This window comes from Legionella sp. PATHC032, from assembly GCF_026191185.1.
GTDB lineage: Bacteria > Pseudomonadota > Gammaproteobacteria > Legionellales > Legionellaceae > Legionella.
In genome coordinates this window covers 101025-124687 of sequence record NZ_JAPHOV010000001.1, presented here as the reverse complement: position 1 = coordinate 124687, position 23663 = coordinate 101025, and the positions used below count along the sequence as shown (strand labels likewise).

Here is a 23663-nt window from a genome sequence, read left to right as displayed (position 1 = left end):
CTCTTTAATCATCATACTTGGACATCCAGCTCAAACAAAGCCAGAGAATCCATCTCATTATCATAAATTTTCTTAAACCAAGCTGGTATTTGTTTTGTTGATTCAGAAATAGATCGCGAATCTGCCTTGTACTGTTCAGGAAGATAACTGTTAAATAATTTTTCTAAAGCGCGGTTATCATCTATTAAGAGATTAATTTGGTTAACCAGATAATACGTTTCTCGAGGTTTAATTTTTTGTCGGTGACCATATTTATCAAGCCATTTCAATGAAGCCAAACCAATAAATAAAGACCAGGCACAAAATAAGCGATACGGGCGTCCTTCAATAATTGGGATGCTCTTTATATAGACTAGTGAATGGTGCGCATGAATGACTAAACTCTCACGCAAACTATTTTCTGAAGAAATATAATAACGCCCATTTGCTTCATCATCCATTTTATCTTTCAAGAGATTGATTTTTTGTAAAAAGAAACCAAAATGAAAGGCTTGATTTAACAGACCAGCTGTCCACTTAAAATTAGATAGTAAATCAGTGAATATGTGTGACAATAATTTGCCAACTAATCCCGCAACAAAAAAACAATATTGATTAGTGGTAACTAATGAAGGAAATACGATTTTGCCTTCCATATTATAATGATTAAGGAAATAATGCATTCCATCCACTACTTGCAAAATTGTTTTTATCACAGATTGCTTGATGGATTCAGGTAAATTATTTTTTTCTTCCAACAAAAGAGGGACGGCACATAGAAGTTGTTTCTCCCCTAATGGAAGCTGGGAAGGAAAGCTGGAAAGCCATTTTGTGAATTGATCGTTTGCCGGTGTTTGCACTAAAAATGATTTAAAAGCAGCAAATGAATCACTTTGTGTTTGAAGATCTTGCCATTTGGCATCTTCAATACTGTCTGCAACACGCAAAAGCAAATAACTCAACGCAACCCATTCTTTTGCTGGAGAAGTTAACTGGCTTATACAAAAACTAAAACTTCTGCTTACATTTTCTAGATGTTGGTAATAAAAAGAAAACAATCGCATAACCATCAGCCAAGTTGATGTTCGCTTTTCGCTAATGCCTCTTTGATTCTCTGGTAATTTTCTTCCACTGTTTTTGACAACTCATCATAGGAAATATAATTTTTCCATACGTGCATCAAAGAAAATAAATACATAAACCCAAACTCCAGATCGTTTTCCAATAATGTATTACTGTACTTGATAAAGTTATCTAAATTTGAAAAGGGTTTTGACAGTGGCTTTATCCTGGATTGCTCCATGTCTTGAAACATTTGATCAAAAGCCTCCTGCATATAACGCGGGAACGGGATATTGCCATCAAAAACTCGGTGATCAACACTCATGCCTACGGGCAAAACATCTTGCACCTCAAATTTGTTATTTGTTTTATTCCAGACTTGTTTTCTTTCAATTTCTGTCAAGGTTATTTTAAACGTTTCATTTGGAAATAAGGGTGAAACCGCTGCTTGATATCCCCAATGACCAATATTACTCAAAGAAATAGCGGGTCTGGCAAATAAGAAATCACGGTACACTCGCTCGTGCCGTGGAGTTAGCAGGCGATTGACTACCTCGATTAAATAGGGATGCTCTTTTTGTAATGATTGTGTTTTTTCATAACAGTACTTCATGATGCGAATGTCATGCTGAATGTGTTGCGCTAATTCAGTCATAGTCATCTCATGGCAGTTTTTAAACTCAATCGCACCTAATTGATCACTACCTGGAATCTTTACCGCAAGTGCTACGTAACTATTGTGCGAGTGGTACAGTTTATGATTGAAAATATAATTTCTCGTCTGCGGGTTATCAAAGCAAGCTTTACTCAATGCTTGTAACATGAGGCAAGTTATTGTTTCCGGTTTAAATTTCTTTTCAAAAAAACAAACAGGAGTAACATTTATATTAAAAATTGCAGATTCAGTAGGTAATTCGGGGTCATTCCATATCGCTGAAAGTAATTTACGAATATTGGTCGATTCAATTGCTTTGTCTTTTTCAAAATCATGCGATAAATTCTTCATCAATAAAGGCATGGTATCCATAAACAACTGCCAATGGGCTGAGGGTGTTACGCCAATTTTTTTAAGCATCCAATGGTGTTTATTATTGATATTGTTGAGCAGTTTCAGCGCCCCTTCCTTACCTAATAGAATGCCAAGGGTAGTTACATATTGCTCATGAGCAAATACGGTATTTATCAACTCATCTTCAAAAATTGCTAATTTTTTCCTTAAATAATCTTTATTTGGCAACCCAATCTGACGGTATAAATCGTACTCATTCATATGCCGGCTTTCATCTTCAAGAACTGTTTCAAAAATAGTTACTGCGATGTTTTTCTCTTTCATTGCGATACATAATTCTTCTACCCATCCTTCTCCAACCAAATTGACCAAGGTAATAGAAGTTGCCAAATCCTCTTCGCCTTCAAGAGAAGAAATAAAATGATTGATACTCTTTTGATGACCAAGTGGTAATGCGTAAGGAGCAGACAGTTGAAACGCAATTTTTGCAAAAACAGTGGCATGGAAAATCTCGTCGGTAATTTGTTGACGCATTTGTTGATACAAATCCGTTCCACGGAGTTTCTCTAGTGATTTTATAAGCCCTCTTAAGCCAATTGTTTCTAATTGAGCAAACAAGGAAAATAAATGAATATAGATAAGCTTGTCATGCTCAAGTTGAAAAGGGATTTCGTTGTAAAATAGCTTATCAATTCGACTTTTGATGGATTCCTTTTCCTCGTCATTTAATACAGACCAAGCATTCTTTAAAGACTTCTCGGCAACCCAAGTTGGTTTTAGCAAATCGCTTAACTGAATCATAAATTAACCCCAATCCATTTGTTATATTGTAAACGCCTACACTCTTCCGTGGCATATACTAATGACATACTTAGTGGGAAGTGTACTGTAAAAGCGTTTTTTGTGGATATTGTCATATACTGAGTGTAATTGCTACTGGATTCCAGCCTGAAAAATCACCATGGACAAAAAATTGCGATACCACTCAGATAAAAAAGACTCCTTAAAATTACCTTCTCGATGAGTATTTCACCAGTCTCAAGAATCTAAGAAGACTGATTTTTAGCTAAACCCAACTTCTCGACGGGATCGACAAAGTGCGATCTGATACCTCATGCCAACTAAGGTACGTCAGCTGATTGACGAGTCATTTAACAATCAAATCCCTATAGTAAAATAAGCGCCACAGAACTATTTGCAATGCAGCAATAAAACAGAAAGGGAAGATTATGGAGAAGATCTATTATCTCAATGAAAAATAATTGATTTTAATAGCAAAAATCCCTTTGCTATTAAAAAAAAATAAGTTATAACACTCTTAACTATATCAAGGATTGATAAGTGCAAATGTTGGGTCAACATTTCAGTAAATTCATGTTGAATTAACTATATAATTTTCATGGAGTGAAAAATGAACAGTAAAGTATTTTCGCAACGTTTTAATCGCGAATTGGCAACTCTGGGTTTCCCCGAAGATTTAACAGAAAAAACGAAAGCCGTGTCAAAAGTATTTGGCGTCACACGCCATTTGGCTAATGCAATGATATTTGGTCACATTCTTCCCGATAAAGAGCAACTGGATAAAATCTCAGAAATTCTGGAAGTTTGTCCTCAATGGCTAAGTGGGGCAACGGATAGGAAAAAAGCCTACTCAGGTCGTGAAACGGCTGATAGTGTGTAATAAACCTCGAATTTCATGTATACTGTAAGCTAATAGTCAGCGTTTGCTAAAATTATTTACTTTGCAAACGCTTTTTTCATTATTAGGTTATTAAAATCATGGAATGCTTAAGTTTCTGTGTGGCCAAAACCATAGATTTGACTCGTCTTGATCTTCATCTAAAAAACGTCTCTAAGGAATTTAGCGCTGTAAAAACCCGAGATGTAATAAGGTTAAATTCTCATAGAAACAAAGATCACACCGTGTTTATTTTTAAAAATGGAACAGTTGTATCCTGGGGGGTAAAAAGGTACCAAATCCACGACTACCTGGATATTATTAAACTGCTTGTAGACAAACCTGTAGCACTATTGGTACATGATGAATTTCATTACCAAATTGGTGATAAAACAGCCATAGAACCGCATGGTTTTTATGATGTGGATTGCTTAACCATTGAAGAAGACAGTGATGAGCTAAAGCTGAGTTTATCTTATGGTTTTTCTCAATCGGTAAAATTACAGTATTTCGAAACCATTATTGACGCCTTGATTGAAAAATATAATCCACTGATTCAGGCCTTATCTCATAAAGGAGAAATGCCTATAAGCAGAAAACAAATTCAACAAGTTATTGGTGAAATTTTAGGTGCCAAAAGTGAATTGAATTTAATTAGTAATTTCTTATACCACCCAAAATATTTTTGGCAGCACCCCACTTTAGAAGAGCATTTTTCCATGCTTGAGCGTTATTTACATATACAAAGACGCGTCAATGCCATTAACCATCGTCTTGATACGCTTAATGAAATTTTCGATATGTTCAATGGTTATTTGGAAAATCGCCACAGCCATCACTTGGAAATAATTATTATTGTATTAATTACAGTAGAAATTATAATTGCGGTTATGAATTTCCATTTTTAGGGTTTTTCCCTGAATTTATGACCACTCTAAAATCCTATTTTCTCAAAAACACCACTTTGCGCACAGAAATACTTGCTGGGGCAACGACCTTCCTTACCATGGTTTATATCGTTTTTGTCAATCCAAAAGTCCTGCACGACGCAGGAATGGATCAAGGCGCTGTATTTACAGCCACTTGTTTGATAACCGCTTTCGCATGCGCATTAACAGGTTTCATAGCCAATACACCGATAGGTATAGCGCCAAGTGTGGCTTTAAATATTTACTTTTCTTACAGCGTAGTCCAAGGAATGGGAATTGACTGGCAACACGCCCTGGCCATGGTATTCATTTCCGGCTTGCTCTTTCTGTTTCTTACCCTCACCAAATTAAGACGCCTCTTGATTGAAGCAATCCCTCATAATCTACAAATAGCCATTGTTATAGGCATCAGTTTGCTAATTGCCTTAATTGCTTTAGAAAATAATCAAATTATTATTGGTGACCAGCATAATTTAATGCAGTTAGGACAGATCATTAGACCACAAACAGGACTCTTTTTCCTGGGGTTTCTTCTTATTCTTACTCTGGATTATCATAAGATTCCCGGTGCCATCATCATCGGGATACTGAGTATCAGTGTCTTAAGCTTGATGCTGGGTTTGACCAGTTGGCAAGGCTTGATTGCTGTGCCACCATCGCTCGAACCTACCTTTTTGCAATTGGATTTCGCTGGTCTTTCCAGTATCGTGGCTTTAAAAACCATTTTTACCTTTTTTCTAATCACAGTATTTGATGCGACAGGATCATTAATTGGCTTACTTAGTCCAACCATTTTTAAACACGAAAAAAATTATTATACACGCCTGACTCGCAGTTTAACTGCCGATGCAGCCGCATCTTCCCTCGCAGGTCTAATGGGTTCTGCCAGTACTTCACCTTATATTGAATCAGCAACCGGAATTGAAGCTGGTGGAAGAACCGGACTCACTGCGCTGGTGATTGCAACAGGATTTATTCTGATGCTGTTCCTTTTTCCACTTGCCAAAATGATTCCAAGCTTTGCAGTAGGCCCGGCTTTACTCTATGTCGCCTGTTGCATGATAAAACATATTACTAGTATGAAATTGCAGGATATCACAGAAACAGCACCCTGCATGGTCATCATCATGATGGTGCCATTCACCGCTTCGATTGCCGATGGAATTGGTTTGGGAATTATACTTTATACCCTTCTTAAATTATTTACCCGTCAAAAACCAAATCCTTTAATTATTATTTTATGCCTTGTTTTTATGGTTTTCTTTTTGATTAGCTGAGCGAGTGTATTTTTTAAATTCTGGATAAACCAAAAATCATTTTTTCGATAAAAAACAGGTCTACTCTCAAAAACTGCAAACATAAGTTTCTTTAATTTATTGAATTTAGTAGTATTTAAATAAGGTGAGTTATATATAGGATAGGACGTCATCTTGAATCGTTCGTTTAATGTTTCGTACCAAGGCTTCGAGACGATGCTTAGGCATCTCCTCAGCCCAAACGGACACCGGATATCGACTACTTCTTATATAAGACTTATCCATAACTCACGTTAAATAGCCAAATAACTGCCATAAGCCCATAGTTAGCCTAATAGCGATGAAATATTATGCTTGAACAATCTTTACGACATTATTATCAGCTTGTCCTGGTGGATCCCATACTACCTGCTTTACGTGACAGGATAACGCCATTGTCCATTACCTGGTTTTCGGGGATATTGGGTGTGCTGTTTATTCCTTTTGTCTTATTAGACAAACCTTATATTGCGATTAGCTTTCTCTTGCTTTCGGGATATTTGGATACTCTTGATGGTTCGCTGGCCCGCTTTCAAAACAGAGCTTCTGATTTTGGCTCAGCAATGGATATCGTCATGGATAGAATTGTTGAATTTTCTGCTGTTCTTGCTTTGTATCTTTTTGATCCACAACACCGTGCCACTTTAACCATTTTAATGTTAGGCAGTATTTTGCTCTGTATTACAAGCTTTCTGGTTGTGGGAATTTTTTCAAATAATACTACTCAAAAAAGTTTTTATTACAGTCCCGGGATAATGGAACGCGCTGAAGCATTTCTATTCTTTATTTTTATGACATTATTTTCCAGCTATTTTAATTTTCTTGCCGCTATCTTTTGTTTTTTAGTCTGTTTAACTGCCTTGATAAGGCTTTTTGAATTCAAAAAGAGCGTACAAACCCCAGCTTAGAAAAATAATAAATCATTTGAAACCTGGTTTAAAACTTTCTCTGATTTTAATGCTGACTCCAATACAAAATCTTGTATAATTTATAACAATTCATAAAAAAGGCTTACAATGTTACGTATTTTTTTGTATTTTCTCTTACTCGTTAATACAACATTTTGCCTGGCAAAGACCGAAAAAGCTATTTTTGCAGGTGGATGTTTTTGGTGCATGGAAGCAGACTTTGACCATCTTCCTGGAGTCCTATCGACCACATCAGGATTTGATGGAGACACTCTTAAAGATCCAACTTATGAACAAGTTTCTGCCGGTAATACTCATTACGCCGAATCGGTAATGGTGGAGTTTGATTCCAATAAATTAAGTTATAAAAAACTGGTTGAGTATTTCTTTATGCACATTGATCCTACCGTCAAAAATGCGCAATTTTGCGATCATGGCAGTCAATATCGCAGTGCAATTTTTTATCTGAATAATCAACAAAAGAAAATTGCCATGGAATATAAAAAAGAGTTAGAACAAAAATTCCCCATAGTTTATACAGAAATTGTCCCATCGACATCTTTTTATCCAGCAGAAGAATATCATCAAAATTATTACAAAAAAAATCCTATACGTTATAAGTATTATCGGTATCGCTGTGGCCGGGATGCCCGAGTTCAAGAGATTTGGGATAATAAAAAATACAAGAATAACGCATGATCATGATCCATAGTTTTATCGCTTATCAAAAAAGAATAAGCAAATCATGAGAAAACACGCTAATCTAATAAATAATAATTTTTAATTTTTTACTATACAATTATGATTACTCAAGTTAACCAATTAGATGAACTTCAATTAAAAGACTTAAAAGCATTAAGAGCGGAGTGTAAAAAAAACGATGGCAGCATCCCTAATCTATATATCCATATATTGAAGCAACACCGCTCTCTTCCTACAAGCTTCCTTTATTATCAAAACGGTGCCTTGATTGGGTTTTTGAGCGTTTATTTCTTTTATGATGATGCCGTTGAAGTCGCTGTTCTGGTTAGTCCCCAATATCGCAGACAAGGAATTGCCAAACAATTAATAAAGGAAGCATTAACCTTAATTAAGTCTCAAAACTACTTTAACTTGATTTTTTCATGCCCCTCACGCCTCAACGATAACTGGCTAGTTCAAAAAGGATTTACCTATCTGCACAGTGAATATTTCATGGAGCGTGATGATTTAAATCCCATACTTGATTACAAGCGTTCATTATCCTTCCGTATGGCGACTTTAGAGGACATTCCCATATTATGTGGCCTTGATGAAGTATGTTTTCCTGACAAAAATCAAGACTTGGTTAACCGATTCCAACAAATACTTAACGAAAGAGAATATGAAATTGTAATAGCTATGCTAAATAATCATCCTATAGGAAAAGCCCATATTCGCTGGCAAACCAAAAGGGCTACCCTGTCTGATATTGCCATATTGCCTAAAGAACAAGGGAAAGGATTTGGTTCTGCCCTGATTGCTCATTGTATCAATATGATTTTAAGCGAAGGCAAATCTCGAGTGGATCTTGATGTTGAAACCCATAATAAAAAAGCATTAAATCTGTATATTCAGCTTGGATTCCATATTCAAAATGCTTGTGACTACTGGTCAATTAATGTGAATCAACTTGCAAAATAAACCGTTTACTCTTTAGTTACAAATCACATATTATAAATATGGCTTGACATAATTAAAATCTCACTATTAGTATTGCGGATGGCGATAGAGGAAGGCTTGTTTTATCAAAAATAAGGATAATTAATGAAAAAAAGGGTTGTTATTACTGGTATGGAAATAACGTCATCCATAGGATCGGGCATTGATAAATTTTGGCTTGCTGCATCTCAAGGTCAATGCGGAATTAAACGCATCCAATCCTATGATCCATCACCTTATTCGACCCAAATAGCAGGAGAGATTACGGACTTATCTCTTGATCATCTCCCCGAATTCAACAAAAGCAAACGTTATCCTCGCGCTGCTCAGTACGCATTATTTTGCGCACATCATGCCATCGAGCAAGCAGGGCTTGAGCAAACTGAGCTCAGCACAGCAGGCACCTTTATAGGCACAAGCATTGGCGGTCAACCTGAATTGGAAGCAGGTTATAAATTATTCTTTACAGACAGTTGGAAAAAAATCCCTCCTCTTAGTGTGATTAGAGGGATGCCCAATTCAATAGCTAACCATATTGCAATTGCTTTTGGCATTGGCGGACCAAACTCAACCATTTCCAATGCCTGTGTTTCATCCGGAGAAGCCATAGGCATGGCTTACCAACAAATTGCCCATGGTAATTTGACTACAGCCCTTTGCGGTGGAACAGAATCTTTAGTCTGGGAGTCGGTTATGGCTGCCTGGTGTAAGCTTAGAGTCATGTCGACCAATAATGAAAACCCTTCGCAAGCCAGCAGACCGTTTGATCTCAATCGCGATGGGATGGTCATGGCAGATGGAGCCGGGGTATTAATACTTGAAGAGTTACAACAAGCGAAAGCAAGAGGAGCACAAATTCTCGGAGAAATCATTGGCTATGGTGCCAGTTGCGATGCATTCCATGTCACCGCACCACATTCACAAGGACAAGCAAGAGCTATTTTTGCTGCCTTAAATGATGCCAAGTTATCAATTAACGATATTCATTATATCAATGCACATGGGACAGGAACCCAGCTCAATGACAGCACGGAAACAGAAACAATAAAAATGGTTTTCGGTAAAAGAGCTTATGACATTCCAATTACTGCTCAAAAAGCCATGACAGGACATGCGATTGGGGCGGCAGGAGCAATGGAAATTATTGCAACGACACTAAGTTTGCAAAAAAATACGTTGTTACCGACTATTAACCTGCATACTCCAGACCCAGCCTGTGATCTGGATTATGTACCTAATGCAGCACGAGAAAAAACCATTGATATTGCCTTATCCAACCATTTCGCTTTTGGTGGAGCCAATGCCGCTTTGGTTCTGCGCAAATACATTAGTTAAGAATATAAATAGCTCACACTAAACAGTAATTGATTATTATACAAATGGGTCAATCGTGGCCCTTTGGTAATATTAACTCCATCACCACCCAAATAACTTTTCCCTAAGTCTGCAAACTCATATCCTACGCCAACCTGCCAGTTAGGATTTAACATTTTTTGGACCCCTGCCCCCACACTGTATGCAAAAGCATAAGTGGTGTTTGACGCAAACCATGGTGCAGGAAACAGGAATTGATTGATAGAAAGCGTTCTGTAATCATGGGCATTATTAAATGCTATTCCAAAACTACCACTCAGATAGGGTTGTACGGGTGTAAAAGCGCTTCCTATCAGCTTACCTTTTAGCTCTACTCGCGCATGATTGACCTTATAATCATAGGAATATACATGGAATAGCCCATTAAGGTTGACATCGCCAGTGACCTTGGCATCGCTTACCCCAGCTACGCCCAAACCTAATTGGCCAATCATTTTAGGATTGATTGCGCGTTGCAGACCAAAAAATACCTCGCCGTTGGCTAAAACGCTAGTAGGAGAGTCATCAGTAAAATAGAGATAATAATTTGGTGGTAAATTAGGATTAAAATTAATTATATAGATTGGAGACATTGGATAAATATACTGATTTTGTCCAGGTGTTGCCCAAGAAGGCCCCCCACTCACTGTAATAATAGATGACCAAAGCAAGGGAATCTCTTCATCATAAATCGGTTCTGAAGCGGAAAGGTTCATACTAAACAAAACACATAATCCGGTGAGCAATATTTTTTTCAGCATATCCCGTCCTTTTGATTACAAATCAGTCCTCTTGATTCTGGCTCTTTTATGAACTGATTTTAATAGAAGTTATTTGATTTTATACCTTAATTAATCTTATTTTTCTAGGGTGTGTTGGCAATTCATCTGAATCCGCGGAATGGCATGATCATGATAAGAAAAATTATTAATCTGAAAGCCATTTGAATTGAGGATAATTCACTCGAAAATGGACAATAAGAGGTATATAATCGCTCTATTTTGCGGAATTGAAAGGTAAACTAATGAATTCTTCTCTTCGTGATATAGCAAACCTTGTTCAAGGTATTGTAATAGGCAATGATGCCATCACTGTTTCCACACTATCGCCTATAGATAATATACTTCCCGGATCTTTAGTTTTCGCCGAAGGTGAGGACAATATCAAACTTGCTGAACACTCTGAGGCGGCTGCTATTCTTGTTGGTCAAGGTACTATCGATTCCCCAAAACCATTAATTCAGGTAAAAAACCCTTTTAAAGCATTTATTACTTTACTCAACCATTTTTATCCCCCCAAAAAAATAACTCCGGGGATACATCCCACTGCTGTAATCGGTGAAGAAGTACAATTAGGCGATGAGATCTATGTTGGGCCATTCGTGGTCATTGAATCAGGAAGTATTATAGGTAACCATTCGGTGCTCAAAAGTCATATTCATATCGGCCATAATGTGGTCATTGGAGCTCACACAACCATTCATCCCCAAGTCACTATTTATGATAATTGCCGTATCGGTTCCAATGTCACTATCCATGCCTCTACAGTAATCGGTTCTGATGGCTTTGGTTATACTTTTGTTGATGGCCAGCATCTCAAAGTACCTCATTCAGGATATGTAGTGATTGAAAATAATGTCGAAATTGGAGCCAACACAGCGATAGACAAGGCCACATTAGGCGCTACAGTGATAGGTGAAGGGACAAAAATTGATAATTTGGTACAAATCGCTCACTCGGTCAAGTTAGGCAAGCATAATATTATTTGTGCTTTTACTGGCATTGCTGGCAGTACCACTACCGGGAATAATGTCATCTTTGCCGCCAACGTGGGAGTGAGTGACCATGTTCACATTGAAGATGAGGTCATATTAGGCGCACGCACAGGGGTCCCCCCACACAAACACTTAAAGAAAGGGACAGTATATCTTGGTAATCCAGCAAAACCCAAAGATGTCGCGATTAAGCATGAACTATCAGTAAATCGTATTCCATTAATACGCAAAAACATTAAATCACTTACCGAACAAGTTGCTGTAATTAACAAAAAACTCGATATTAAAGAAAAAGAGGTAGAGTAGCCATGAAGCCACCTCTGATTCTAATAGATGGCTCTTCCTATTTCTTTAGAGCGTTTCATGCCCTCCCACCACTGACAAACTCCAAAGGCCAGCCTACTGGCGCAATTTATGGAGTTGCCAATATGATAAAAAAAATCATTAAAGATTATCACCCAGAAGAAATAGCTGTTGTCTTTGACGCCAAAGGAAAAACTTTCCGAGATGAATGGTATCCGGAATACAAGGCACACAGACCGCCGATGCCTCAAGAATTGAGTTCTCAGTTTCAACCACTAATCCAATTGCTGCAAGCGATGGGATTGCCCTTGCTTATCATTGATGGAGTCGAGGCGGATGATGTGATTGGAACTTTGGCAAAACAAGCCACAGAGCAAGGCATACCAGTTGTTATATCAACTGGTGATAAAGACATGGCGCAATTGGTCAATGAACATGTGTCTCTCATCAATACTATGAGTAATTACAGCATGGATATTGACGGGGTCAAAGAAAAATTTGGTGTAACCCCTGAACAAATCATTGATTACCTCACTCTCATTGGAGATACTGTAGATAATATTCCGGGAGTAGAGAAATGCGGCCCCAAAACTGCTGTAAAATGGCTGACAGAGTATCAAACGCTAGATAATTTGATTGCACACGCAAACGAAATTGGCGGCAAAATTGGTGAATATTTGCGTGCCAGCATCCCTCATTTACCACTCTCAAAAAAATTGGTCACTATCAAAACTGATTTGGATCTGCCCTTAAATTTAAACCAATTGATGCCCACACCGGCTGATAATGAGCAATTAATTAAATTAACTCGTGAATTGGAATTTAAATCATGGCTTAAAGAATTACTACAGGAAGCAGAGAATCAAAAATCACCCAAAGAAAAGGATGCCGGCAATAATAAAGCCTATGAAATAATAACTACTCACCAACAGTTAAATCATTGGCTTAATAAACTGGAGCAAAGTAAACAATTTTGTATCGATACTGAAACAACCAATCTTGATGTCATGCAAGCTGAGCTGGTAGGCATCTCTTTAGCTGTTGAGGAAGAAAAAGCATCTTATATTCCTCTGGCTCATACTGATGGCAGCACACAGTTAGTGAGAGAAGAAGTTTTAACTGCTTTAAAGCCCATTTTGGAAAATCCTGCCATAGGAAAAATAGGGCAAAACATTAAATATGATTACAGCGTACTTAAAAATTATGGCATTACCTTAAAAGGCATTACTTATGACACCATGTTGGAATCCTATGTACTCAATAGTGGTGCAGGCAGACATGATATGGATTCTTTGGCATTAAAATATCTGGGTTATAAAACAATAAGTTATGAAGATGTTGCAGGAAAAGGAGCAAAACAACTCCGTTTTGACCAAATTCCAGTGGAGAAGGCCGGGGTCTATGCAGCTGAAGACGCGGACATTACTTTGCGATTACATAATAAACTTTACCCCATGCTGGATGAGCCATTGCGTAACGTGTTGCATGACATTGAAATGCCCTTACTGACTGTTCTCGCTGATATGGAAATGCATGGTGTTCTCATCGATCCGGTCATTCTAAAACAGCACGGCAGTCGTTTGAAAGAGCAAATGAAGTCTCTGGAAAATGAAGCCGTACAACTTGCTGGAAAAGCATTCAATCTCAATTCCCCAAAACAATTACAAGAAATACTATTTGATGAACAAAAGCTCCCTGTTGTAGCGAAAACTCCGACAGGACAACCTTCAACTGCAGAATCTGTTTTACAGGAATTAGCTTTTGATTATCGCCTTCCAGCTGTAATCCTGGAATACCGAAGCTTATCAAAATTAGTCAGTACCTATATCGATGCCTTACCCAAAAGAATCAACCCCAAAACACATAGAGTGCACACATCCTATAATCAAGCGGTAGCAGCAACAGGCCGATTATCTTCCAGTGATCCTAACTTACAGAATATCCCTATACGGAGTGAAGAAGGAAGATTGATTCGAACTGCCTTCATAGCGCCAGAAGGAAGTCTGATCATGGCGGCTGATTACTCGCAAATCGAGTTAAGGATAATGGCGCATTTATCTCAGGATGATAACCTTTTACGAGCTTTTGCTAATGGTTGGGACATTCATGCCGCAACGGCAAGTGAAATCTTTCAAACGAATTTGGACGCTGTAACCAAAGAACAACGTAGACGAGCCAAGGCAGTGAACTTTGGTTTGATATATGGTATGTCTGCTTTTGGCCTGGCAAAACAAATTGGTGTGGAGCGTCAGGATGCTCAACATTATATCGATACCTATTTCCGTCGTTATCCTAAGGTACTTGAATACATGGAACGTACTCGCCAACAAGCACATCAACTTGGTTATGTTGAAACTTTATTCGGTCGTCGTCTCTATTTACCTGAAATTAATTCACGTAACCTAATGAGGCAAAAAGCAGCTGAGCGCACTGCCATCAACGGACCGATGCAAGGAACTGCGGCTGATATCATAAAAAAAACCATGTTGGCTATCTCCAATTGGGAGCATTCGCAAAAGAATCCTTCTGCAAAGATGATCATGCAGGTACATGATGAATTGGTTTTTGAGGTCCGACAGGAAGCAGTTGAAGAATGTCGTGCCATTATACACAATATCATGGAGCAAACTGTTAAATTATCTGTACCCCTTGTTGTATCTATTGGCACAGGCTCTAACTGGGATGATGCACATTGAGGCGCGTAAAAGCGTTTAATTTATTGCATTTAATAATAATTAATAGAAGTTCGGCTCGCAAAGGAAGCATTTTGGCAAGCTATAAACTCACCAAAATAATAAGACCATGTTTTATGAATACGTTCCAAACCAATGACCTTGGGCCAGGTATTATACTCATTCAAAAACCGACCATGGCTCTTAAACACTTTAATAAAGTCCTCTCGCATGGCATCCGAATCAGACCAGGCTATAATAGGAAGTTGCGGGTATTTTTGTAAAAGAATTCCTGCAAGATCGGGACCGTTGCAGTTCATTTGATCAGGGCTGGCACCCAGATCACCATCAACAACGACTATATCGGGGCAATAGTTATTGATAAAGGATAATGCGTCTTGACTATTATTCACAATAGTCACTGAAATTGATGCAACCACCGACTCCAACAATCGGCGCAAACAAAAGGCATTAAAAGCACTGTCCTCAACAATTAATACACGCATCACTGCTCCCTCTTAACTACGAGAGAAGTATAATGTGTGAACCTTAAGAAAATCTTAAGAAAAACGAATTAATTCAGTTAAAAATTGCAAATTGAAAAGTCAACGAAATACCCTATTAAATTTTTTTTACAAATTGTGATTTTAATTTCATGGCACCTATCCCATCGATTCTGCAGTCAATATCATGATCGCCTTCAACCAGACGGATATTTTTTACTTTCGTTCCTACCTTTATCACTTGAGATGAGCCCTTTATTTTTAAGTCCTTGATGACTGTTACTGTATCTCCATTTTGCAATAGGTTTCCATTGGCATCTGTGATGATTTTTGCAGACTCTTCGTTATTGTTATCACTGTTTTTTGGCCATTCATAGGTACACTCAGGGCAAATTAATACGTCACCGTCCACATAACTATATTCAGAAAGACATTTTGGGCAATTTGGCAATTGGTTCATTTTGTTGAAAAACTATAAATTAAATCAATTGCAACCTATTTTACTCTAATAGGCATCATTTTAAAAATTTTTGATTACATTGAATCGCAATTGAACAGCACTGGAATGACCGGATAAATAATGATTAAAAAAATCATTATTTATCCAACGAAATAGAAATACTATGAATTATGAAGTGGATTAGTCAATACGTATTCTTCTTGATATTGCTCTTCTTTACCTTGCTTGGGAGTTCTTCTTGATAGAACGCCTGGGAAATGACCAACCGGGTGAAGAGTGTTTGCGCTCAGTAATTGAGAACCACCCAAACCACTCATAACCTCATGGCTGCTTTGCTTAATACCAGGAATAACCTCTTTGCTTACAGGCTCTGGTGTAGACTCTGTTCCCTTAGCAACCGCAAATCCAATGACACCAGATAATGTAGCAACGCCAGTACCGCTCATAGCGCCTAAGGTCAAAGCTCCCAAGAGACCAACACCTGAAGGAGCAAAAACTCCGGTAGCAACCAACGTAACACCTAAAGCAAAGCCGAAACCAAATCCAACGCCTGCAAAAGCGCCTATTATCTTTAGGGTACGATAATCAGAAGATGAAACAGGCTGATTAGATACACTGGTAACCGTTTCTTCGCGCGGGGATAAATTATCCTCTTGTGGTAATACAGGGGCTTCTTCACCAATAGAAAGTTCATCTCCTCGCTCATCTGGTAAACTAAGCTCTCCAAGAGTGTTCACTTTAGGCGGGAAAATTTCCCTAACATCTTCCAAATATTGGGACCATTCAAATTCTCCTGGATCCTTACTATAACCACGAATTTCTTCCTCATTGTATCCATTACCTTTTACTGCACGCAGCATCTCAGCATAGTCTGTCGGGCTATCATCAAGAATATAAACCCGATTGGCCTTCTCTGTTTGGTGATTAAGCCTGGAATTGACATCATTAAATTTATACCCTGACTCCAGCGTGGTTAACTTGCTGATTTCTTCATCAGAAAAACCTTGATATTTGAAAACTGCTTTAATGTATTCAACTCGGTTTTTGGTGACAATATTGACAATCACATCATCATTTTTTAATACTTCATGGAAAAATGCCACCGCTTCTGGTCGCATCAGGAAAGCAACATCCTGCTGGCTATGATCAAAATTTTCGTTGTATTCTCCAAATTTTGCTTCGAACAATGCCTTAACTTCAATTGGATCTTTCATTGGAGTACTTTTATAGTCCTGCTCCACATCCTTTTGATAACCTTGCAACAGTGACTGATAAAACTCTGTAAATACAGTTTCATTACCGCTTCTTCCGGTTACAGTACCATCAAAATCGGTAAAAATAATAACTTTAGGCATTATATTTCCTTACTATTCTCTTAATTTTAAATGACCCCAGATTGTACAAAATTTATATTAAGAGAATATTAAATATAAAAAATTGCGAAATTATTAGTCTGCCTTCCCTGCACAAATTACAATAAACTGTATTTATGAGCTTTATCAAAATTTATTCATCAAAACAAATTGGAGGCCTTGAGATGTGTCCAATCACTCACTTTCATAAAGGATTATTATTTCTTGTTCTATGTTCATTCTTCACTAACTCCTTATCACAACCAATACAACTTTCTATTGAAGAGATAGCCGAATTAACTTAAACCGTTGCAGTTCAACCTCTTTCTCAATTCAGAACCACCGCTTTGGAAGATACTGGAATCATTCAAGTGATTGACTGTTCAGCCTGTGGTGAATCCAAACGCTCGAGCAGTGAGAATGCTATCAACTTACAAAGATAATACTGCTAAACGTGATTTCCGCTTTGGAAAAGGAAGATGGCAATTGCGGGGAACTTGGCGGTGATGTAATCACCCAAGAGCATGTTATTGAAAATGTGCCTTATGATTATGCTATTCCTGTGTTGACGGCATGGGAGTTGTGTTATCCGTGTAAAGACGACTTGGCGTGTAGCTTCATGATATGAGTTATGAAAAAGCACCGGCCAGCCTGGTTGGTATACATCGCTATGGTATATCCAGTATCTTGCGTGATAAAGATCGTGTTCCGTTACATATACCGCATCATAGAATAACTTTGCTGGGGATAAATAGCACTCTCCTTGATCTGATCCCCGTACCTGACTAATAGAAAAAATCAAATGTCTATATCGTGAGCCAAGAATCGTCTGTTGGCACGAAAATAGGTCATTGGTGAATGCTCCAATAAATCGGATAATTTCTCCATATAGATACAGGCGAATCTATCAACTTGATAGGCAAAGTAACTCTCTTCCGCCCCGGCGCGAAAAACTCTTTCCCATTTGGGATTATAGAAACTGCTTTGTTCTTGTAATAATCTTGAAATTTGTAAGTCAACAGTGGCTATTTGCAATTGCAAGTCATGAATTTCCTGATCATACTTTTGCGAATCTTCGTCAATACTTCTTGTGCACAGATCAACATATTTCTGCTCTAACTCTTTTTTAATTGCCATGGCCTCAACAATTTTCTTTTCAATTGGCAAAGCCCTTATTTGGGATGCAATTTCCTCACCTAATTCTTCAACAACCAGAGCAGTACGCCAATTACAATCTTTTTTCAATCGTAATATATCACCGTAAATATGATCCCCTATATAGAGAATTTCATCTCCGCCAACCCCAAGATCTTCAGTAAATTTTTTGGCATTACCTCCTTGGTATACGCCAGGAACTATTGAGCCATGGACATTGGTCATGGTCCCGTTTTCGGGATTAACTGATAAAAATCGTAAGTTATCATAAAAGAATCGAGGTTTATTTGCCAGGGTAATAATAAACTCAAATAAATCTTGCCAGTGCTCCCCTTTATCCAGAAATGGGGACAAGGCATAATCCAACAACAATTTAGAATAAGAATATTCTGAATTGGTCAAAATAAATATTTTTTTCCCATAACGAATAAAATGCTTCAATCCATCAACCACTTCCTTTTCTCTTATCACATATTTTTTTAAATTTTTAATAATTATGTTTTTCAAGGTACCATCCGAGTGAACTTTATCCACACAATATTGTACGTCTTGCGCTATGACTTGATAGTTTGGCATTTTATCGGGATAGCTATCTTTTAAATCAACCAGCTGGCCATACAGGATGCAAAATGCTATGGAAAAAGAAGTATCAATTGCCATGTAATTCGGATCACCAAGGTCAACATAAATACTTCTGTAAATTTTTTTCTGATCACTAAAACTGATCTGTTTCGTGCCATGATAACTCAATCTAATGGCACCATATCGGCTCAGTTTTAAAATGTTGCCATTCTTACTGTCAATCACCAAACCACGAATAGCATCATCAAAATTAAATTTGAATTTTTTAATTTCCTCAGGATAGTGAAAGCTATCCACCAGTCTTTCCTTGACGAGATCGTAAACTAAAGATTCAAAATTTTTCGAATTATATCGGATTAGGGTATGGTCCATATCCAAACCAATTAGTTTAATTTTTTTCATATTTATAATGCGATTTACAAAAACCTTGTGCGTATCCATTTTTGAGGGACCTATAAAATTATTGGTAATTAATGTTTTGAGATATGAACGTATGTAAGTCGACTATTTTAAATTATTCACCCCGGTTGCTGAGGCCACTAATACTTTGTCTGCCAAACGTTTGGCAAACACTCCATTCTCAACAACGCCTGGGATTACATTAATACTGTCTTCCAAGGCCATAGGCGTAGAAAAATTCAAATTAAACACATCCAGAATAATATTACCATTATCGGTAATGAAACCTTCTCTGTATTCAGGGTCTCCTCCTAATTTAACAATTTGTCGTGCAACAAAACTACGGGCCATTGGAATGACTTCCACAGCAACGGGAAACTCTCCTAAACGCTTCACAGTCTTGGACTCATCAACAATACAGATAAATTGGGTGGCTACATTCGCTACAATTTTCTCCCGAGTCAGGGCTCCTCCGCCCCCCTTTATCATTTCGCCGCGTTCATTGACTTCATCAGCGCCATCAACATAGATAGGTAAATCCTGTACTGAATTTAAATCAATTACAGGAATGCCCTCTTCTCGAAGCAATGCCTCGGTTGCTTTTGAACTGGCTACACAAGCCTCTATCTTATGTTTGATTGCAGCTAATTCTTTTATAAAAAAATTAACTGTAGAGCCCGTTCCAACACCTATTACCATATCATCTTCAATATAAGCTATAGCTGCTTTGGCTGCTTTGATTTTTAATTCACTCACGAAATTGCCCTCTTTGCCTAATTACTTCATACAATGAAACACCAGTCGCCACTGACACATTTAAACTCTCTACACTTCCCATCATAGGCAAAGAAAACAATCCATCGCAATGCTCGCGAGTTAATCTTCTTAACCCGGTTCCTTCTGCTCCCATGACAAGAGCGATGTTTCCAGAACAATCCATTGCATAAAGTAAATGCTCTGCTTCGCCAGCTGCTCCAAAGATCCAGACACCCTGTTGTTTTAAAATATCCATAGCCCTTGCTAAATTAGTTACTTTCACCAAAGGAATTGATTCAGCAGCTCCACAAGCCACTTTACTGACAACGGGAGTAATACTCGCGCTTTTATCTTTAGGAATCACAACAAAATCAACACCGGTTGCATCGGCCGTCCGCAAGCAAGCTCCTAAATTATGAGGATCTGTAATTCCATCCAGAATAAGAATCAATGCAGGTTTTTTACTTCTTTCTAATAAAGTAATCAGATCACTTTCACCGTATTCGGGTAATGCCGAAGCAAGTGCAACAACACCCTGATGCGTAAACTCGGAAAACTGCTGATTCATTTTTTGCGCGCTTAGCTTTTCAATAGGGACATGGGCGCTTTCTGCCTTGACTAAAAACTCATGAAGTCTTTTATCTATTCTATCTTGATTAACAAAGAGTTTTTTGATCATTCGATGTGGATTTGCTAATAATGCAGAAACTGCGTGCAACCCGTAAACATACTGCTCATTCATTACAAACTTCATCCTCGACAGGCTCAAAATCTATTTTACGTTCGTTTAAATCAACACGAGCTACCAACACAGTCATTTTATCTCCCAAACGATAAACCTGACCACCGCGAGCTCCTATTAAACGATGTTTTGCAGAGTCAAAAGTATAATAATCATTCTTTAAAGAAGTGACATGAACCAAGCCTTCTACATAAATTTCATCGAGCTCCACAAAAATACCAAAGCTGGTCACAGCGGATATTCTGCCTTTAAATACCTGCCCCAGTTTGTCTTGCATATACTCGCACTTTAACCAGGTAATCACTTCCCGAGTTGCTTCATCAGCACGGCGCTCCGTCATGGAGGAATGTTTCCCCAAACGATTCATATCTTCATGACTATACTCAAACTCGTAAACAGGATGATTATCCAGCAAATGCCCTATTGCTCTGTGAATTAACAAATCAGGAAATCTTCTGATTGGTGATGTAAAATGCGTGTAAGCGGAATAAGCCAAACCAAAATGACCTTCATTCGATTCAACGTACTGAGCCTGCTTTAAAGAGCGCAGCATTACCGTTTCAATAAGATGCTTTTCTGGTCGGTCACCAATCATGTTCATAGTACGTTGAAAATCCTTGGGTCCAGGTTTTCTTCCCCCTCCTAATGACAATCCCAGCTCACCTAAAAACTGTCTCAATGCAGTAATTTTATCTTCTTCAGGAGCCGCATGAACTCGATATAAAGTAGGAATTTCAGCCTTTTCTAAAAATCTTGCTGTTGCAACATTCGCTGCCAACATGCATTCCTCGATTAATTTATGTGCGTCATTGCGTATTACAGGCACGATACATTTTATTTTCTTGTTTTCATCAAATTCGATTCGAGTTTCCGTGGTCTCGAAATCCATAGCACCTCTAAGTCTACGGGTATCAAGAAGAACATGGTATAAATCATAAAGAGATTCAAGCATTGGCCACAATGCTTGATGTTTTTCATCTGCCTTGCCTTGTTCCAACCACTTGCCAACTGCCGTGTAGGTCAAACGTGCATGAGAATGAATCACGGCTCGATAAAAACGGGAGCGGGATATTTTTCCTTCTTGGGTAATCGATAATTCAGCTACCATACATAAGCGATCAACATGGGGATTTAATGAGCAAACACCATTAGATAAGGCTTCTGGCAGCATAGGTACCACTTTGCCGGGAAAATAAACTGAATTTCCACGCCTTGCCGCTTCTTTATCCAAAGCAGAATCTTTGGCAACATAATGACTGACGTCCGCTATAGCAACATACAATTGGAATCCGCCTTTGGGCTTTTTGTAACAATACACAGCATCATCAAAATCTTTTGCATCTTCCCCATCAATGGTTACAAAAGGAAGATTGCGCAAATCGGTTCGACCTTTTAATTGTTCCTCGGAAATCTGTTGTGGAATTTTACCCACTTCTGCAAGAACATCATCTGGCCATTCGAAAGGAATGCCATGGGCATGGATTGCCACCTGAATTTCCATGCCAGGAGCCATATGCTCACCCAAAATATGGATTACTCTGCCGATCGCTTGCGAACGCTTGTTAGGGTACGCAATTAATTCAACCAAGACTATTTGGCCATTTTTGGCATCGCCAATAAATTCTTGGGGAATTGAAATATCCTGAGTCAGACGCTTGCTATCAGGAATGACAAAATTCACGCCATGATCAGTGAAAAAGCGACCTACAACCGTGGCGTTCGCATGTTCCAGGACTTCGTGGATTTTAGCTTCTGGTCTTCCCCTTCTATCCAATCCGGACTGATAGGCAAGCACCATGTCGCCATGCATGACAGCCCTCATTTCTTTAGCAGAGAGAACCATATCCTCGGAACCGTCATCCGGGATAAAAAATCCAAAACCATCAGGATGGCCTTGAACAGTTCCGCGCAATAAATTAATTTTTTGTAATAAACAAAAGCGCCCACGCCTGTCCTGCATGATTTGGCCATCACGCAACATGGCCTTCAACCGAAAACCCAAGGATTCCTGTTGGCTCTCAGAGTTCAAATCCAACTTATCAAACAGTTTACTGCGAGACATTGGCCTACCGTATTCGTCCAGGATTTCCATGATGTATTCCCGGCTTGGAATTGGCTCGGCGTATTTTTCGCGTTCCCTCTTATAAAAGGGATCTTTGGATTTTTTACTCACTTTTCACCATTTTTCTCTTCAAACTTTATATGACTAAAACCTCTTTAGTCCTGTTCTACCATTTATCACTATAACTAGCAAGGATATGCTGTCAACTATCAGAGAATTCTGTATAAATTGCCTTTAGGACTCAAGGTTGAGGAACATGGTGGCGGTCTAAACTGATTCCGTTATTTGCCAAACATTCAGGATGGCTGGAGGCGTCATCCTGATTTGTACTTTGAGTTGACATAATTGGTTGCTGCATGGAATCCATAGCCATATCCCAAGAGGTTCATCGATAAATTATTTCTCCGGCAATACAAAGCCTCTTCCACCAACTGCCGCAGTTAACGCTGCTAACGACAAGTCTTCCGCTACCCAGAAAGTACCTTGAGCGCTTGCCGGTATTTTTACCCCTTTCCATTGGCATACGGCAATAGCATTTTCACAAGGTATTTGTTGTTCATGCCCTGGTCTTGATTCGATACAATTTAAAATAAAGGCAGCTTTATCCACTAACAAAGCTGACCATTTACCAGCTTGCAATCGGCTTGTCCAACCAGCACTGGCCCCAGGTTCTGTGACTGGATGAGTAATCCATAGATCCAAATTGGTCACATTGTGAATAAACACCAACTTATTTTTCTTGGCTTTTAATGTCACGGATTGACCTTGTACTGGAACAGCCCGACAACCATCAGGAAAGGTGGATTCTGCAAAAAGCCCTGTTGAAAGCAATAAAAGATAGAAAGAGAGCAAAATTCTCATGATTCACCTCATAATTTTTATATAACTACAAGTTATTCAATCTTCACTAGTAAATCCAGCATCAATACCTACACCCATTACAGTCCCATACGGTGGTTTCTTTAAATGAAATCGAATACTTACTTTTTATTTGCCGTAGTCAATTATAT

The 23663-nt window shown here is 38.3% G+C and carries 22 protein-coding genes; 10 read left to right on the top strand and 12 right to left on the bottom strand.

The features are described from left to right. Positions 1-11: 11 nt before the first annotated feature. Together OQJ02_RS00560 and OQJ02_RS00555 are read right to left on the bottom strand one after the other, a co-directional pair. A complete protein-coding gene (locus tag OQJ02_RS00560; protein ID WP_322783361.1) occupies positions 12-1049 on the bottom strand; it encodes a squalene/phytoene synthase family protein in 1038 nt (345 codons plus the stop codon). Continuing rightward, positions 1049-2851 carry a 2-oxo acid dehydrogenase subunit E2 gene (locus OQJ02_RS00555; RefSeq protein WP_265717408.1) on the bottom strand — a complete coding sequence of 601 codons (1803 nt, stop codon included), beginning with the start codon at positions 2849-2851 and terminating at the stop codon, positions 1049-1051. The genes OQJ02_RS00560 and OQJ02_RS00555 overlap by 1 nt, the downstream gene beginning before the upstream one ends. Before the next feature lie 610 nt (positions 2852-3461). On the opposite strand from OQJ02_RS00555, the gene OQJ02_RS00550 reads away from it, so the two are divergent. From OQJ02_RS00550 to OQJ02_RS00520, 7 genes are all read left to right on the top strand, one after another. Then, complete coding sequence (locus tag OQJ02_RS00550) at positions 3462-3731, top strand: hypothetical protein (protein ID WP_265717407.1); 270 nt, start codon at positions 3462-3464, stop codon at positions 3729-3731. Between the two features lie 98 nt (positions 3732-3829). After that, positions 3830-4636, top strand: coding sequence for an RMD1 family protein (locus OQJ02_RS00545; RefSeq protein WP_027223215.1), 807 nt, complete (start codon positions 3830-3832; stop codon positions 4634-4636). 17 nt (positions 4637-4653) lie between these two features. Continuing rightward, on the top strand, positions 4654-5934 hold the full coding sequence (locus OQJ02_RS00540; RefSeq protein ID WP_265717406.1) for an NCS2 family permease: 1281 nt from the start codon (positions 4654-4656) through the stop codon (positions 5932-5934). A 329-nt stretch (positions 5935-6263) separates the two neighbouring features. Then, entirely contained in the window at positions 6264-6860 is a 597-nt protein-coding gene (locus OQJ02_RS00535; protein ID WP_265717405.1) for a CDP-alcohol phosphatidyltransferase family protein, read from the top strand. 108 nt (positions 6861-6968) lie between these two features. Continuing rightward, positions 6969-7559, top strand: coding sequence for a peptide-methionine (S)-S-oxide reductase MsrA (gene msrA, locus OQJ02_RS00530; protein WP_265717404.1), 591 nt, complete (start codon positions 6969-6971; stop codon positions 7557-7559). Between the two features lie 102 nt (positions 7560-7661). After that, entirely contained in the window at positions 7662-8522 is an 861-nt protein-coding gene (gene vipF, locus OQJ02_RS00525; RefSeq protein ID WP_265717403.1) for a Dot/Icm T4SS effector N-acetyltransferase VipF, read from the top strand. 123 nt (positions 8523-8645) lie between these two features. Then, positions 8646-9875, top strand: a complete 1230-nt coding sequence (locus OQJ02_RS00520) for a beta-ketoacyl-[acyl-carrier-protein] synthase family protein (RefSeq protein ID WP_265717402.1) — start codon at positions 8646-8648, stop codon at positions 9873-9875. Here OQJ02_RS00520 and OQJ02_RS00515 read toward each other — a convergent pair. Next, entirely contained in the window at positions 9872-10654 is a 783-nt protein-coding gene (locus OQJ02_RS00515) for an outer membrane protein (protein ID WP_265717401.1), read from the bottom strand. The two genes, OQJ02_RS00520 and OQJ02_RS00515, sit on opposite strands and share 4 nt — an antisense overlap. Before the next feature lie 263 nt (positions 10655-10917). Here OQJ02_RS00515 and lpxD point away from each other — a divergent pair, with 263 nt between their 5' ends. After that, the gene (gene lpxD / locus OQJ02_RS00510) at positions 10918-11973 is read left to right on the top strand and encodes a UDP-3-O-(3-hydroxymyristoyl)glucosamine N-acyltransferase (RefSeq protein ID WP_265717400.1); all 1056 of its coding nucleotides are present in this window, start codon (positions 10918-10920) and stop codon (positions 11971-11973) included. A gap of 2 nt (positions 11974-11975) precedes the next feature. Further along, positions 11976-14666: a DNA polymerase I gene (gene polA, locus OQJ02_RS00505; protein WP_265717399.1), complete on the top strand. Its 2691-nt coding sequence runs from the start codon at positions 11976-11978 to the stop codon at positions 14664-14666. Positions 14667-14695: 29 nt separating this feature from the next. Here the strand turns inward: polA and OQJ02_RS00500 are convergent, their stop codons facing one another. The 3 genes from OQJ02_RS00500 to OQJ02_RS00490 form a co-directional block, all read right to left on the bottom strand. Then, entirely contained in the window at positions 14696-15148 is a 453-nt protein-coding gene (locus tag OQJ02_RS00500) for a response regulator (RefSeq protein ID WP_265717398.1), read from the bottom strand. 115 nt (positions 15149-15263) lie between these two features. Next, positions 15264-15605 carry a zinc ribbon domain-containing protein YjdM gene (locus tag OQJ02_RS00495; RefSeq protein ID WP_265717397.1) on the bottom strand — a complete coding sequence of 114 codons (342 nt, stop codon included), beginning with the start codon at positions 15603-15605 and terminating at the stop codon, positions 15264-15266. 161 nt (positions 15606-15766) lie between these two features. Then, positions 15767-16960, bottom strand: coding sequence for a haloacid dehalogenase-like hydrolase (locus OQJ02_RS00490; protein ID WP_265717396.1), 1194 nt, complete (start codon positions 16958-16960; stop codon positions 15767-15769). Between the two features lie 463 nt (positions 16961-17423). On the opposite strand from OQJ02_RS00490, the gene OQJ02_RS00485 reads away from it, so the two are divergent. Further along, on the top strand, positions 17424-17585 hold the full coding sequence (locus OQJ02_RS00485; protein WP_265717395.1) for a hypothetical protein: 162 nt from the start codon (positions 17424-17426) through the stop codon (positions 17583-17585). Positions 17586-17755: 170 nt separating this feature from the next. Here the strand turns inward: OQJ02_RS00485 and OQJ02_RS00480 are convergent, their stop codons facing one another. From OQJ02_RS00480 to OQJ02_RS00455, 6 genes are all read right to left on the bottom strand, one after another. Beyond that, positions 17756-19135 carry an HAD-IG family 5'-nucleotidase gene (locus OQJ02_RS00480; protein ID WP_265717394.1) on the bottom strand — a complete coding sequence of 460 codons (1380 nt, stop codon included), beginning with the start codon at positions 19133-19135 and terminating at the stop codon, positions 17756-17758. A gap of 63 nt (positions 19136-19198) precedes the next feature. Continuing rightward, positions 19199-19849, bottom strand: a complete 651-nt coding sequence (gene rpiA / locus OQJ02_RS00475; RefSeq protein ID WP_265717393.1) for a ribose-5-phosphate isomerase RpiA — start codon at positions 19847-19849, stop codon at positions 19199-19201. Then, a complete protein-coding gene (gene rlmB, locus OQJ02_RS00470) occupies positions 19842-20591 on the bottom strand; it encodes a 23S rRNA (guanosine(2251)-2'-O)-methyltransferase RlmB (protein ID WP_265717392.1) in 750 nt (249 codons plus the stop codon). The genes rpiA and rlmB overlap by 8 nt, the downstream gene beginning before the upstream one ends. After that, the gene (rnr, locus tag OQJ02_RS00465) at positions 20584-22764 is read right to left on the bottom strand and encodes a ribonuclease R (RefSeq protein ID WP_265717391.1); all 2181 of its coding nucleotides are present in this window, start codon (positions 22762-22764) and stop codon (positions 20584-20586) included. The genes rlmB and rnr overlap by 8 nt, the downstream gene beginning before the upstream one ends. Before the next feature lie 130 nt (positions 22765-22894). Further along, complete coding sequence (locus tag OQJ02_RS00460) at positions 22895-23020, bottom strand: hypothetical protein (protein WP_265717390.1); 126 nt, start codon at positions 23018-23020, stop codon at positions 22895-22897. A gap of 29 nt (positions 23021-23049) precedes the next feature. Continuing rightward, a complete protein-coding gene (locus OQJ02_RS00455) occupies positions 23050-23514 on the bottom strand; it encodes a hypothetical protein (protein WP_265717389.1) in 465 nt (154 codons plus the stop codon). Between the last annotated feature and the right edge of the window lie 149 nt (positions 23515-23663).